We start from the raw sequence: 13,980 nt of genomic DNA on the forward strand, positions 1-13,980 counted from the left end.
TGTTTAGCTAAACATGTTTTTCACATCTTTTAGCATATCGTTGTATTCATCACTTGTGAATAATTGCATTGACGGTATTACACCTTTATCTATATATGTTTGCAGCGCTGCTGACTTATCAGAAACCTGTAATGTTCCCTCTAAAATAGCGCCTACTCGAATAAAGTCTACGTAACTAACTTTATCAGGTTTGTAACTTGGATCTGCCCAGCTTAGAGCTACATCAACAAACTCTTTAGGAAACTCCCACGCTTGCATGATGGATGAGCCAATTTTTCCACTCAGTTTTTGAATTGCGTGAGCTAAAAAGCTTGGATTAGCAAACACTTCAGGGTGGCGCTCAGCTTCAGTTAAAATTGGTAATACACCAATATTATAAACAAGTGCAGCTAATGTAATTGAATCACGATTTAATGAAGTGTGTTTATTGTTTTTTAAGTAAAACTCCATGAGTGTTATTGAATGGCTAGCAACGGTTAATGTTTTTTGCCAAGCCTTACCCATGTAGCCTTTAATCAGCTCATTGTTTGATACAAATAATTGCTCCATGGCCATAGCCGTTGCAATATTTTTAATTTGGCGCAACCCAATACGAGTCACCGCTTGTTGTAAATTAGATACTTTTACAGAACGTCCCATAATCGCACTATTAGCTACTTTTATCATACGAGCTGAAAGCGCTGGGTCTTGTGAGATTACATCTGACATTTGCATTAAGTTCACATCAGGGTTATCTGCAGCTTGTCGAACCTTAATCGCTACTTCAGGTAGCGTTGGTAAAACCAAAGTATCGTTATTTATTCTATCGACTAGAATCGTTAATAAAGCGTTTTCTGTAGACATAAAGCTGCCGTCCTTTTGTGTTCAGCCTGTAAATTAACTGCAAACTCAGGCAGTTAATTTTCGTATTAGTAATATAATTAGTATTGTCTAACTTACCGATAAAGTTAAGGAAATTATAGAAGTTTATTTTTATTTATAATGCTTTACCGCTCATGCTTGCCTTACAACGCCAAATACTTGCTATTTACTATTTAGTTTTGCTTTAATGCACTCACGATAAGGAAGCGTTTGTACATATTTAGTTATTTAACTAAGCAGTACAAGTTATTAAACTTACTTTTTTAACAGGCAATATAATGATCTTAAATAAAATTAGCCAAGCAATTATGCTCTCAGGTGTCGTTTTTCTTAGTGCATGTTCTGAACAAGCACCGTCTTCTACCGACAATACAGCCGTAGAGCTTGCTCAAAAAAGCAGTGCACAATCAGGCCCTGAGCTTATTAATACAGATAAACAACGTTTAGATATTTATACCGACTTTAGCCTAGAGGCTGACCTTTCGCATTTGAGTGATAACCAAAAAGCGATGGTGTCTAAGCTTATTGATGCTTCAAAAATAATGGACGAGTTATTTTGGAAGCAATCTTTTGGTGAGAATAGAGATGCGTTTTTAGCAAAACTCAATGATGAAAAAGTCCGTAAATTTGCCGATATTAACTACGGTCCATGGGATCGCTTAAATGGCGATGAAGCATTTTTATCTAGCTATAAAGAAAAACCTCTTGGTGCACAGTTTTACCCTGCCGACATAACTAAAGAAGAGTTAAATAATGCAGACGTTGAAGACAAAACAGGGCTTTACTCTGTAATCAAGCGTGATGAGCAAGGCAAACTTTATAGCGTACCTTACTCTAAAGAATACGCTGTTGAGCTTGCAAAAGCCGCTGACCTTTTACGTGAAGCAAGTAAACTTGCTGACGATAAAGAATTCGCTAATTACCTAAATCTACGTGCTGATGCCCTACAAAAAGATGATTTTCAAGTGTCTGATTTTGCGTGGATGGATATGAAAAACAACCCTGTAGATGTGGTTATTGGCCCAATTGAAACTTATGAAGATCAATTATTTGGTTACCGCGCAGCGTATGAATCTTACGTACTAATTAAAGATTTAAAATGGAGCGAGCGTTTAGCTAAATTTGCAGCTTTTTTACCTGAGCTTCAAAAAGACTTACCTGTTGATGCTAAGTACAAACAAGAAGTACCGGGTTCTGACGCAGACCTAAATGCATATGATGTTGTTTATTACGCTGGGCATTCAAACGCGGGTAGTAAAACAATTGCAATTAACTTACCAAACGATGAGCAAGTGCAACTAGAAAAAGGGACTCGTCGTCTGCAACTTAAAAATGCGATGCGAGCCAAGTTTGATAAAATTTTAGTGCCAATTTCAGAACAATTAATTGTACCTGAGCAGCGTAAACACATTACCTTTAACGCATTTTTTGCCAATACTATGTTTCATGAAGTGGCGCATGGCTTAGGTATTAAAAATACACTTACGGGTAAAGGTACTGTTCGCCAATCACTACAAGAACACGCAAGTGCACTTGAAGAAGGTAAAGCCGATATTTTAGGTCTCTATATGGTTGAACAGTTACTTAATAAAGGCGAAATTACTGAAGGTACCCTTGAGGATTATTACACAACGTTTATGGCCGGTATATTCCGCTCAGTTCGCTTTGGTGCATCAAGCGCACACGGTAAAGCTAACATGATTCGTTTTAACTTTTTTGCACAAGAAGGCGCATTTTCTAAAAATGACGAGGGTTTATACCGCGTAAACATGGAAAAGATGAGCATTGCAATGGCCAAGCTTTCTCGTCTAATTTTAACCTTACAAGGTGATGGCGACTACGAAAAAGTAGATCAACTAATCGCAACGCATGGCGATATTAAAGAAGAACTAGCTAAAGACTTAGAAAAACTAAGTAAAGCAAATATCCCTGTAGATGTAACGTTTAAACAAGGTAAAGAAGTACTAGGGCTTAAATAAGTTTAGTCAAACTTAGCTAAACCCTAAATAAGCGTTGCAGCTTAAAACTGCAGCGCTTTTTTTATCTCTGTAATTTGTACATCTGTATACGGCACTGCTGGGTGCTTACCCCAAATTGGCGCAGGCCAAGCTGCATCACTCGTAAAGCGTGCAATATGGTGAATATGTAATTGCGGCACCATATTACCCAAAGCAGCTATGTTTAACTTATCAGGGCTAAACACATCCATTAATAATTTACTTAGCTTGGCTGACTCTTTTAAATACACAATTTGATCACTCTCAGATAAATCAATTACCTCTCTTAAGTCAGCCTGCCTTGGTACTAATACAAACCACGGATACTGACTATCGTTTAATAAAAGTACTTTACACAGCGGCCAATCTGCCAGTTCTATACAGTCGCGCTTAAGCTCTGGCGCAAGTTCAAATTTAGGGTTCGTCATTGTTATATCCTACTTTGTCTTTAATAATCGCCACTTTATAGCATTTAGTTGCAGTTGCACACGCTTGGCTTTACCATCAAAGCAATATTTATAATAAGCTAAGGCAACCTTGTGCTAAAAAAAATAAAACACCTCTCACTAGCCCTACCATTAATGGTTGGCGCTATTAGTGTTCAAGCAAAACCTTTATCGTTGGAGCGTATTTTTGACGATCCGAGCCTTTCAGGTAAATCACCTGTACAACTTAAATTTTCGCCTGACGGCAGCCGTGTAACTTACCTGCAAGGTAAAAGCGATGACTACAACCGCTACGATTTATGGGAATATAATTTAAAAGATAACACCAATCGTGTGCTAGTTGATTCGGCAAAATTATTTTCAGGCCCAGAAAACCTATCAGATGAAGAAAAAGCCCGCCGCGAACGCCAACGTATTTTTGGTAAAGGCATACTTGAGTACAAATGGTCGAAAGACGGTAAAGCACTTTTATTCCCACTTAACGGCGACCTTTACTATTACGATTTAGCCTCAGGTAAAAGTAAAAAGCTAACCGATACTGAAACATTTGAAACCGATGCACGCTTTTCACCTAAAGGTAATTATGTATCATTTATTCGTGAACAAAATCTTTATGCTTTAGAGCTTGATTCAGGAAAAGAAATTCAGCTTAGTAAAGATGGCGGTGGCGTAATTAAAAATGGTATGGCTGAGTTTGTTGCTCAAGAAGAGATGAGCCGCATGACGGGTTACTGGTGGTCAGGGGATGAAACTAAAATTGCCTATACCCGCGTTGACGAAACTCCAGTAAAAGAAGCTATCCGTAACGAAATTTACGCTGATGAAGTTAAGTTATTTAACCAGCGCTACCCGTTTACAGGTACCGACAATGTTAAAATTCAACTCGGTGTGGTTAAACTAAACGACCAAAAAGTAGATTGGATTGATTTAGGTAAAGATGAAGACATTTATATCGCGCGTGCTAAATGGCTAAAAGACGGCAATACACTGTCGTACCAATGGCAAAATCGCTCACAACATAAATTAGAACTGCGTTTTTATAACAGCGAAACTAAAGCTCAAAAAGTAGCATTAACCGAAAACAGCGAAACGTGGATTAACTTACATTTTGATCTTGAGTTTTTAAAAGACAAAAAGCATTTTGTGTGGGCATCTGAGCGCGACGGTTTTAAACATTTATATCTGTATCGCACAAACGGTCAACTTGTTCGTCAAATTACTTCTGGCGATTGGGCTGTTGATAGCTTAAAAGGCATTGATGAGAAAAAAGGCATTATTTACTTTGCTGGTCGTAAAGACACTCCTCTTGAAAGCCATTTATACAGCGCGCCTTTATTTAAAAAAGGCGATGCCAAACGTATCACCGAAAAAGGTCAGTACCATAATGTTGTGCTAGCAAAAGACAACAAAACCTTTATCGATAATAGCTCATCTGATAATAAACCAAACTCAGCAGCGCTTCGCAAAGTAAACGGCGAATTTATTACATGGCTTGAAGAAAATAAGCTAGATAGTAATCACCCGCTTACCCCTTATTTAAGCGATTTAACAAAACCAGAATACGGCATAATCAAAGCTGAAGATGGTCAAGTTATGCACTACCGTTTATTTAAGCCAAGTAACGTAACCGATGGTAAAAAGCATCCTGTTATTGTTAACGTATACGGCGGCCCGCATGCTCAGCGAGTAACGAATAGCTGGCGCAGTAAAAACTTGTACTTTCAGTACATGGCGCAACAAGGTTACGTAATTTTTCAACTCGATAATCGTGGTTCGTACAACCGTGGTAAAAAGTTTGAAGATGCAATTTATAAACACTTAGGTGTAGTAGAAGTTGCCGATCAAATTAAAGGCGTAGAGTTTTTACGTACACTTGATTACGTAGATCCACAGCGTATTGGTGTTTATGGCCACAGCTACGGTGGCTACATGGCACTTATGACTATGTTTAAAGCGGGCGATTACTTTCAAGCGGGCGTATCGGGTGCTCCAGTAACCGATTGGGCTCTATACGATACCCATTACACTGAGCGCTATTTAGGTCATCCTGATACCAATGCTAAAGGCTATGAGGACAGCGCAGTATTCCCCTACGCAGATGGCTTAAAAGGTCCATTAATGATTTATCATGGAATGGCTGATGACAACGTGTTGTTTACGCATTCAACTAAATTATTTAAGCAACTACAAGATAACGAAAAACAGTTTGAAATGATGACCTACCCAGGCTCTAAGCACAGCCTACGTGGTAAACAGGTGCAAACACACTTACATCAAACAATTACAAACTTTTTTAATCGTCATTTTGATGTTAAATAATTAAACTATTTTAAAAATAGATAAAGGCTGATTGATAAATCAGCCTTTTTTTTGCATTATTACTCGTCGGACCTAGATTAAACTCTCTTTTTAGCTACGCTTATCCTATGCGCTAAAGCGCACACTTTTTGAGGATAAATGTATGCCTAGTCTACGTAGTTTCAGTATATTCCAACGTTTCTCGCTACTTATAGCAATTGTGGTGTTTGGGCTTATAGCGCTTAGTATAGCCAGCTTAACTCACCAATATAGCTCTCTTAAAAACGAGCAGTATCTAAAAACACAAAACGTAGTAGAAACTGCTTACAGTATAATCGAGCACTTTTATGACCTTGAGCAAAGTAATTCACTTACTCAACAACAAGCTCAATCGCAAGCACTTAATGCAATAAGAGCAATGCGCTACGACAAAACCAATTACTTTTGGATTAACAACTATCAGCCCACAATGGTTATGCATCCTATAAAACCTGCGCTTGAGGGAAAAGATTTAACTAATAATAAAGACCCCGATGGCAAAGCATTATTTGTTGATATGGTGAATATAGTTAAACGTTCTGGCGAGGGGTTTATTCCTTATAAATGGCCAAAACCTGGTAAAGAAAAACCAGTTGAAAAAATCGCATTTGTTAAAGGTTTCAGTCAATGGCAATGGATTATTGGTTCAGGTGTTTATCTAGACTCAATTGACGCAGCATTTAGCGAGCAGCGTAATCTTATAGTTATCAGTGCTACAATTATGATTATTGCTGTTATTTTACTTAGTTACTTTATAGGCAAGAGCATTTTAATACCTACTCGTTTAGCGGCCGATATGATGAAAGATATTTCACAAGGCGAAGGTGATTTGACCCGCAAATTGAGTGAATCTGGAAATGATGAAATATCTGAACTATCACGTTCGTTTAATTTATTTGCTTTAAAAATGCGAGAGTCACTTGCCCATGTATCTCAAAGCGCAAACGACGTAAGCGAGCATGCGCATACAGTTGATGAATCAAGTAAAACAAGCCACTCATTTATTGAGCTCCAAAACGATAGCTCAACCCAAGTTGCAGCTGCCATGGAGCAAATGACTCACCAAATACATGATGTAAGCCGTAACGCCGAAGCCGCAGAGCAAGCAGCTAAAGACGCAGCACAAAATGCATCAACAGGTAAAAACGTAGTTGCTCAAACAATTACAGCCATAGAAACACTCTCAAGCAACATAGAAACAGTCAGCCGTGTAACAGAAGATTTAGCCAACGAAAGCCACAATATAGGCTCTGTACTTGATGTAATAAGAAGTATATCTGAGCAAACAAATTTACTGGCATTGAACGCTGCCATTGAAGCTGCTCGCGCAGGTGAACACGGAAGAGGTTTTGCGGTTGTTGCTGATGAAGTTCGCACACTTGCAAGCCGTACAGGGCAAAGTACCGACGAAATTCAAACCATGATCACTAAACTACAAGAAGGTGCAAAAGCAGCAGTAGAAGCAGTTAAATCAAGCCAAGCACTTTCGGTTTCTACCGTAGCACAGGCGTCATCAGCCAATACTTCGCTTAATGAAATAGAACGACTTGTTTCAATTATTACCGAAATGAACAGTCAAATAGCACGTGCTACAGAGCAACAAACTCAAGCTGCTGATGAAGTTAATTTACGTATTAATGAGCTATCTCAATCAACTGAGCAGTCACTCAATAATACTAAACAGCTTACCAATGCTAGTGATAACCTTAAACAAAGTAGCCAAGAGCTTTCGAGCGTAGTTAATCGTTTTAAATTAGATTAATCGATAGCATTGTCATAAAATGCAAAAGCCCTGAATTAACAGGGCTTTTTTATCACATATAAACTTTTAGCTTACAAACAGTAACGTGCAAACAAGCTCGTTACTGATGCAGCCGTTGGCTTGCCATGCTGCCAATCACCGCCTTCAACACCGCTACCAGCAATATCCATATGAACATAAGGTAGTGGCTGAACTGAATCGTTACCGTGCTTATCAAGCCCACCAACAATAGCCATAAAGGCCATTGGGAACTGATGACCACGAGCTGTAACAGCCGATGCCGCGTTATTGCTAGATAAAACATCGTCAGCTAGCGTGCGTGGTTTAATAAAGTCGTAATCTTCGCGACGTGAACGCGATACTTCTGCACCATCAGCCCACAAATCTCCAAGATCAGCTATTTGACGTGAAACACCTGCGCTACGAGCAGGGCCATTTTCAACATACGCACCGTAAGGACCCATCGCACGTGCCGCGTGACCCGTTAATGTGGCTACAGTAAATAACGTTGGATTGACCTCAGTTTTAGCTAAATCTTTCATTTCGCTAAGCAGGTCACCCATTGCTAAGCGCCCTTCTGCATCGGTATTACCAATGCGTACACGGATACCTTCTCGACTAGTAATAATTTCATCTGGCACAAAACAATCCGAGCCAATAGAGTTACGAACAACGGCTAAGTACGATACTACTTTAACGCCTTTAGGCTGATAATCCGCAACAGCTTTCATAAAGCCCGCAACAGAAGCTGCGCCGCCTTTATCACGACTCATGCCTGCCATATGGCCGCCTACTTTTAAATCTGCACCGCCTGTATCGTACACAAGACCCTTACCTACAAACATAAGTGTGCGAGTAATTTCGCCCTCTGGTACATATTCAAGCTTAACCACACGTGGGTGATGGCGCTCAACTGCATACGATGCACGCGCAACTGTACTTAGCATTGGGTAGTTTTTATCAATAGCTGCAATATCATCAATTACGTCAACCGCAATGTTTGAGCCTTTAAATAAGTCAACGCAGTAATCAGCAAAACGTGGTGGAGCCATACGCTCAGGTTCAGTGCCACATAAATCACGCGCGGCATATTGGCCAGCTGCAATTGCATTAACAGCTTTGATTGTTTGCTCGCTTGCGCCAACTAAACCAATTTGAGTAATAGGTTCAATACTTTCACCGTGATATTCACGCGCTTCTAATGGCTGCCATAAGGCTTGGCAAGCGCCTAAATAAGAAACTTCTAAAGCGTGCTGATAACGGCTGTCGCCATTTAAATTTGGTAAAAATAATGCAGGATTAACACTACCCGACGCTTTTGCTTCGTTAATTGCTAATTTAGCAGCATCAAAATAACGGCGAACATCATCGTAATCTCTATTTAACGGACCAGTAGGCGCAAGTACAACGCGCTTGTTTTCAATTACTAATAAAGTAACTTGTTTACCGATGCGAGAATCAACGTTTGCTTGGTCTAAAATAGCATCACGTAATGAGTTATTTGGTAATAAAGAAAAGTCATCACTAATAATAATAAGCGCATCATGTGATGTGCATTCAAGGCTCGCACTAACCGCTTGAGGGTATGCCATAAATAAAGTCCTGTTAGAAAACATAGGCCTCTATTATCGTCGATTTAAATATTGAAGACCAGCTAGGTGCGATGAGCTAATTACACAACTTGTCAATAAATGGCAACTTGGAGTTACAGGCTTTACAGCTTAATCAAGAATACTCAGTTGAAAGTTTTGATCTGGCTCACTTTTAATGCCAACGCCTATGCCAAGTAATCGTACAGGCTGCTGTAAACCTCTTTGATAAGCCTTGGTAAGTAATTGAACAAGTATTTCAGTGTTTAGTTCGTGGTATGCCTGGTCGGCTGAGGTTACTACAAAATTTGCAAACTTCACCTTAACACTCAGTTTATTGATACGGTTTTGTAATTGTTGCTTATTAAGCCTTAAAACTAATTCGTCTAACAATTTTGGCAGCTCATCTAAGCACTCTTGCAAACTTGTTTTATTGTATTCGTAGGTATGTTCAACACTCAGCGATTTTCTTATGCGATCTGTCGATACTTTACCAATATACTCACCTGCACATTTTTGATAAAGCGATACACCAAAATTGCCTACATGTTGCTGCATCCAATTTACGCCCTTTTCACGTACATCTTTGCCGGTATATAAGCCTTTTAAATTGAGTTTTTCGAGCGTTACTTTACCTACCCCCGGAATTTTCCCCAGCGGTAATTGCGCTAAAAAGTCATCGACCTCATGAGGCAACACGACAAATTGACCATTCGGTTTTTTTTCGTCGCTGGCTATTTTGGCAATAAACTTAATAGGCGCAATTCCTGCTGATGCAGTTAATCCTGTGGTACTGTAAATATCGGCTCTTATTTGCTGTGCAATAAGTGTGGCACTGCCTTTACAAGCGGTGCTGTCTGTTACATCTAGGTAGGCTTCGTCAAGGGAGAGAGGCTCTATTAAGTCTGTATAGCGGCTAAATACTTCGCGTATTTGATTTGAAGCTTCTTTGTATACAGCCATGCGCCCAGGGACAATAACTAAATCGGGGCATAATTGTTTAGCATGATAGTTCGACATAGCCGATCGTACGCCATATTCTCTCGCTATATAGTTAGCGGTTGAGAGCACGCCTCGTCGGCTATTGCCTCCAATAGCAAGCGGTACACATGCAAGTTTAGGATTATCTCGCATTTCTACTGCTGCATAAAAGCAATCCATGTCTATGTGAATAAACTTCTTCATCACCACAACACAACTGTTTATTTATACAGTCATTATTATGTAATCACTTGTGATAAGCAAGCCTAGGGCCTGTTTATCTTTCGAGGTTAAATTTGCAGCAGTATGTTTGGTATTTAGGCAAGGCAGAGCCTATGTAGTGTGGTTATTCCCCATAAATAGGCGATAACGTAGCACAAATGCCAAACATACGCTGCCCGAAGGGTTCTGCCTAGGGGCAATTTACTCTTTGTTGCTCGGTTTTTACTTAGCCCACTAGGTCACAAACCTCGCGCCGCGATTAAATAGCCCCTAGATTGAACAAATTTTAATCCTGAGAGGTCAACAGGCCCTAGTTAGCGATTAAAAAAAGTGCTTATTATCTTCTGGCTCTTTATGGCCACGTAACCAAAACATAACTTCGAAGAAAAACCCCGCTAACATCAAAATAATAGCGCCAGATTCATTACCCATTGCGTAGCAGGTAAATGAGGCTATAAAAACCAAACAAGCTAAAGACCAATTAATTATATTGTGCATACATACCTCTGTGTGTGTTTTTGTGTTTGTGTTTGTCTGTGTAATTTAACTGTAGACCTAAAATTAAATAGGTACAATCATCTTATAAAAAAACATGCTATTAATTACCTTGAGCTCACAACTCCATATTGATAATCTAAATACTTTAAAATTAAGGGCCAATAAATAATGCAAACGTTTAAAGATCAGCACCCTATCCATACCGACATCACCGTAGCGTGGGCTGATATGGATGCACTACAACACGTAAATAATGTAGTGTATTTACGTTACTTTGAAATAGCCCGAATCGACTTCTTAAATAAAATAAATCTGTTCGATACAATAAGCTCTAATGGCGTAGGCCCGGTAATAAGCGAAAATAACATTCGCTATAAACGCCCAGTTACTTTTCCAGATACGCTTACAGTCGGCGTTACTATTTCTGATATAAAAACAGATCGATTTGTTATGAATTACACCGTATTTAGTCACGCGCAAAACGCTATAACAACAACAGGCACTTCAAAAGTGGTTATGTTTGATTTTGAAACAGGCCAAAAAGCGCCAATTGCAGAGCCTCTTTTATCAGCGTTAGTTAGCTACTCTCAAGACGATCAATAAGGAATTCTCATGCAATACAGCCCACTTGGCAGCAGTGGTATTAACGTTTCAAGAGTATGTTTAGGCAGTATGACTTGGGGTAAACAAAATACTCAAAGCGATGCTGATGAACAAATAGCCTACGCGCTAGAGCAAGGCGTAAACTTTATTGATACAGCCGAAATGTATGCTGTGCCACCTTCTCCAGAGACCTATGGCAAAACCGAGGAAATTATTGGCGACTGGCTATCGCGTAATCAGCAAAAGCGTGGCGATGTAGTACTTGCCACAAAAATTGCAGGCAATGGATTATCTTGGGTACGTGATGGCGGTAATATTACTCGCCAAACAGTAATAGAAGCCGTGGACGACTCACTTAAGCGTCTTCAAACCGACTACATTGATTTATATCAGCTGCATTGGCCAAATCGCTCTACTCCACACTTTGGCAGACAATGGCCTGGCACACTTAAATTTACCGACGTAAATACACAAGAACACCAAGCTAGTATGCTTGATATTCTACAAGGCCTTAATGAATGTGTTAAAGCAGGTAAAATTAAGCACTGTGGTTTATCTGACGATACGCCATGGGGTATAAGCCAGTTTTTAAGCTTGGCCAAAGAGCATAACTTACCGCGCATGGTATCTATTCAAAATGAGTTTAGCCTAGCGCACGCTAAAGACTGGCCGTATTTAATAGAGCAATGTGTACACGAAGATATTGCCTACTTACCGTGGTCACCTTTAGCCGCCGGTTTATTAACGGGTAAATACCTAAATGGTGCTCGCCCAGAAGGCTCTCGTTGGACCTTCATGCAGCGTAACGGTATTTTTAGAGATACACCAAACGCAGAGCAAGCAACTAAGCAGTATGTTGAACTGGCTCATGCAAACAATATCACTCCAGCACAACTAGCACTCGCATGGTGTAACCAAGTAGATGGCGTCACATCTTCAATTATTGGTGCAACAACCATAGCCCAATTAAAAGAAGATATTGATGCATTTAACATTACATTAAGTGACGAAATCCTCAGCGAAATTAATACTATATTTAAAAACTATCCAATGCCTTATTAAGCGTGTAGCAGTTAAAAAGCAGCCTTGCATAAAGGCTGCTTTTAACTAAAATATTTGACCCTACAACAACCAACACTATACTTTAATTAAGTTTTATTAATTCAACGAATAATTATCAATGCTGAAAAACGGATACTATGCATTTTGCTTATTAATTGTATTTAACGCACATGCCGTTGAGCAAAAAGTACAGCCTCTAGAAGAGATTATTTGGCTGCAAAGTTACACGCCCCCTTTTCATATAGCTAAGAGCGAAAGTGCACCACAAGGTGGAATTTGCGACAATCTAACTGAGCAACTAATCAGAACCATAACTGATGTAAAACATACTCGCTTAATAGTCCCTCAGCAGCGTATAAATAAATATTTAAATGAAGGAAAAAACGTATGTTTCCCATGTGTTATTTATAAAAAATATAATAACCAACTACTTAACTACTCAAATCCAACAACGGTATATCCTCCATTTTCAATTATCACGACAAAAGAGCTAAAGCCACAATTAGAGAAAAAGCACGGTTCACCTATTCATCTTATTAATTTATTAACTGATCCCCAATACGTATATGGACAAGCCGCTGCACGTAAATTTACAACTGAAATTAATACTATTATCGAAAATACAAAACGAGATAAAGAGTCATCGTTAAGTTGGAGCAGTGAAAACGAAAGTCAGGCGGTTATAGCGCGTTTGAGTCACGGATTTTTAGACTATTCAATTGATTACCCGTTTATGGCCGATTACTTTAATAAGCAAGGCGAATTTACGAATATAGAGAGTGTACCAATAGAAGAAAATGATGTTCAATTTATAAGAGGAGCAATAGGCTGTGCGGCTAACGCCCCCAATAATTTTGCAGAGCAAGCGCTCAAAAAAATTAACCGTTCACTAAAAAACAACGTACTACAATCACCTGAGTACCAACAAAGTCAGCATACTTGGCTTAAAACTACCTTTACCGACTTTGATAAACACTACCAACAGCAAGTCATTAATTTTTACTTACTTTCCACTGATGCTCAAGTAAACACTGATCATTAGCATAAAGTGCAACAGCAAAAATACTTTTAGCCGTTACCTCACCTACGCCCGAAGGTGTGCCTGTCATTACTACATCACCGTCCTCGAGGCTCATAAATTCATTAATCTCTTGTAAAATCGAGTCAGGATTATGTAGCATAAAATGAGTATCACCTCGCTGAATCACTTCATTATTAATTTTAAGTTCAAACGTAAAGTGTTTCATAGCATCAGTTAGTTCGACAAAGTCACTTAAAATAACAGAGCCATCAAACGCTTTAGCACGCTCCCATGGAAGCCCTTTATTTTTTAATTTACTTTGTACTGTGCGCTTAGTTAAATCTAAGCCCAACCCAACACCTACAAATTTTTTATCTTTAATTACAAAGCATAACTCGGTTTCATAATGCAGCGTATCGCCGTTATGAGCTGCAAGTAACGTATTAGTAATTGCGCTATTTGGTTTGTTAAATAAAACCATTTGATCTGGCGTTTCGTTATTTAGCTCTGCAATATGTGCGGTATAGTTACGGCCAACACACACTACTTTTGATGGTATTAATTCTTCAGATACTAACTTTATTGAATGCATATAAATAAT

Annotated in this window: 12 protein-coding genes; 6 read left to right on the forward strand and 6 right to left on the reverse strand. The window is 39.1% G+C overall.

Going from position 1 to position 13,980, the window contains the following annotated elements:
- Positions 1 to 3: 3 nt before the first annotated feature.
- A complete protein-coding gene (locus BW142_RS01280; RefSeq protein ID WP_024590070.1) occupies positions 4 to 843 on the reverse strand; it encodes an HDOD domain-containing protein in 840 nt (279 codons plus the stop codon).
- A gap of 296 nt (positions 844 to 1,139) precedes the next feature.
- On the opposite strand from BW142_RS01280, the gene BW142_RS01285 reads away from it, so the two are divergent.
- Positions 1,140 to 2,840 (forward strand): Zn-dependent hydrolase, encoded by a 1,701-nt coding sequence (locus BW142_RS01285; protein ID WP_076923631.1) that lies wholly within the window; start codon positions 1,140 to 1,142, stop codon positions 2,838 to 2,840.
- Between the two features lie 41 nt (positions 2,841 to 2,881).
- On the opposite strand, the gene BW142_RS01290 is transcribed toward BW142_RS01285, so the two are convergent.
- Positions 2,882 to 3,286: an HIT domain-containing protein gene (locus BW142_RS01290; RefSeq protein ID WP_024598664.1), complete on the reverse strand. Its 405-nt coding sequence runs from the start codon at positions 3,284 to 3,286 to the stop codon at positions 2,882 to 2,884.
- Between the two features lie 111 nt (positions 3,287 to 3,397).
- Here BW142_RS01290 and BW142_RS01295 point away from each other — a divergent pair, with 111 nt between their 5' ends.
- The gene (locus BW142_RS01295) at positions 3,398 to 5,623 is read left to right on the forward strand and encodes a S9 family peptidase (RefSeq protein ID WP_076923632.1); all 2,226 of its coding nucleotides are present in this window, start codon (positions 3,398 to 3,400) and stop codon (positions 5,621 to 5,623) included.
- A gap of 142 nt (positions 5,624 to 5,765) precedes the next feature.
- The gene (locus tag BW142_RS01300; RefSeq protein WP_076923633.1) at positions 5,766 to 7,403 is read left to right on the forward strand and encodes a methyl-accepting chemotaxis protein; all 1,638 of its coding nucleotides are present in this window, start codon (positions 5,766 to 5,768) and stop codon (positions 7,401 to 7,403) included.
- 71 nt (positions 7,404 to 7,474) lie between these two features.
- Here BW142_RS01300 and BW142_RS01305 read toward each other — a convergent pair whose 3' ends face one another.
- The 3 genes from BW142_RS01305 to BW142_RS20685 form a co-directional block, all read right to left on the reverse strand.
- The gene (locus tag BW142_RS01305; protein ID WP_076923634.1) at positions 7,475 to 8,995 is read right to left on the reverse strand and encodes a leucyl aminopeptidase family protein; all 1,521 of its coding nucleotides are present in this window, start codon (positions 8,993 to 8,995) and stop codon (positions 7,475 to 7,477) included.
- Positions 8,996 to 9,124: 129 nt separating this feature from the next.
- On the reverse strand, positions 9,125 to 10,177 hold the full coding sequence (dinB, locus tag BW142_RS01310) for a DNA polymerase IV (RefSeq protein ID WP_076923635.1): 1,053 nt from the start codon (positions 10,175 to 10,177) through the stop codon (positions 9,125 to 9,127).
- A 339-nt stretch (positions 10,178 to 10,516) separates the two neighbouring features.
- On the reverse strand, positions 10,517 to 10,693 hold the full coding sequence (locus BW142_RS20685; RefSeq protein ID WP_170071746.1) for a hypothetical protein: 177 nt from the start codon (positions 10,691 to 10,693) through the stop codon (positions 10,517 to 10,519).
- A 168-nt stretch (positions 10,694 to 10,861) separates the two neighbouring features.
- On the opposite strand from BW142_RS20685, the gene BW142_RS01315 reads away from it, so the two are divergent.
- The 3 genes from BW142_RS01315 (at position 10,862) to BW142_RS01325 (ending at position 13,400) form a co-directional block, all read left to right on the forward strand.
- Positions 10,862 to 11,296: a thioesterase family protein gene (locus BW142_RS01315; RefSeq protein WP_024598668.1), complete on the forward strand. Its 435-nt coding sequence runs from the start codon at positions 10,862 to 10,864 to the stop codon at positions 11,294 to 11,296.
- A gap of 9 nt (positions 11,297 to 11,305) precedes the next feature.
- The gene (locus BW142_RS01320; protein ID WP_024598669.1) at positions 11,306 to 12,358 is read left to right on the forward strand and encodes an aldo/keto reductase; all 1,053 of its coding nucleotides are present in this window, start codon (positions 11,306 to 11,308) and stop codon (positions 12,356 to 12,358) included.
- A gap of 118 nt (positions 12,359 to 12,476) precedes the next feature.
- Positions 12,477 to 13,400: an ABC transporter substrate-binding protein gene (locus BW142_RS01325; RefSeq protein WP_083707536.1), complete on the forward strand. Its 924-nt coding sequence runs from the start codon at positions 12,477 to 12,479 to the stop codon at positions 13,398 to 13,400.
- Here BW142_RS01325 and BW142_RS01330 read toward each other — a convergent pair.
- Complete coding sequence (locus tag BW142_RS01330) at positions 13,351 to 13,971, reverse strand: fumarylacetoacetate hydrolase family protein (RefSeq protein WP_024598670.1); 621 nt, start codon at positions 13,969 to 13,971, stop codon at positions 13,351 to 13,353. The two genes, BW142_RS01325 and BW142_RS01330, sit on opposite strands and share 50 nt — an antisense overlap.
- Positions 13,972 to 13,980 lie beyond the last annotated feature (9 nt).

It is taken from the genome of Pseudoalteromonas sp. EB27 (assembly GCF_001974875.1).
In the GTDB taxonomy this organism is placed as follows: Bacteria; Pseudomonadota; Gammaproteobacteria; order Enterobacterales; family Alteromonadaceae; genus Pseudoalteromonas.

What these genes read in the sequence shown, in the direction of transcription:
- BW142_RS01285 (WP_076923631.1), top strand. Translation starts at nt 1,140, where the DNA reads ATGATCTTAAATAAAATTAGCCAAGCAATTATGCTCTCAGGTGTCGTT.
- BW142_RS01290 (WP_024598664.1), bottom strand. Translation starts at nt 3,286, where the DNA reads ATGACGAACCCTAAATTTGAACTTGCGCCAGAGCTTAAGCGCGACTGT.
- BW142_RS01280 (WP_024590070.1), bottom strand. Translation starts at nt 843, where the DNA reads ATGTCTACAGAAAACGCTTTATTAACGATTCTAGTCGATAGAATAAAT.
- BW142_RS20685 (WP_170071746.1), bottom strand. Translation starts at nt 10,693, where the DNA reads ATGCACAATATAATTAATTGGTCTTTAGCTTGTTTGGTTTTTATAGCC.
- BW142_RS01305 (WP_076923634.1), bottom strand. Translation starts at nt 8,995, where the DNA reads ATGGCATACCCTCAAGCGGTTAGTGCGAGCCTTGAATGCACATCACAT.
- BW142_RS01330 (WP_024598670.1), bottom strand. Translation starts at nt 13,971, where the DNA reads ATGCATTCAATAAAGTTAGTATCTGAAGAATTAATACCATCAAAAGTA.
- dinB (WP_076923635.1), bottom strand. Translation starts at nt 10,177, where the DNA reads ATGAAGAAGTTTATTCACATAGACATGGATTGCTTTTATGCAGCAGTA.
- BW142_RS01315 (WP_024598668.1), top strand. Translation starts at nt 10,862, where the DNA reads ATGCAAACGTTTAAAGATCAGCACCCTATCCATACCGACATCACCGTA.
- BW142_RS01325 (WP_083707536.1), top strand. Translation starts at nt 12,477, where the DNA reads ATGCTGAAAAACGGATACTATGCATTTTGCTTATTAATTGTATTTAAC.
- BW142_RS01320 (WP_024598669.1), top strand. Translation starts at nt 11,306, where the DNA reads ATGCAATACAGCCCACTTGGCAGCAGTGGTATTAACGTTTCAAGAGTA.
- BW142_RS01300 (WP_076923633.1), top strand. Translation starts at nt 5,766, where the DNA reads ATGCCTAGTCTACGTAGTTTCAGTATATTCCAACGTTTCTCGCTACTT.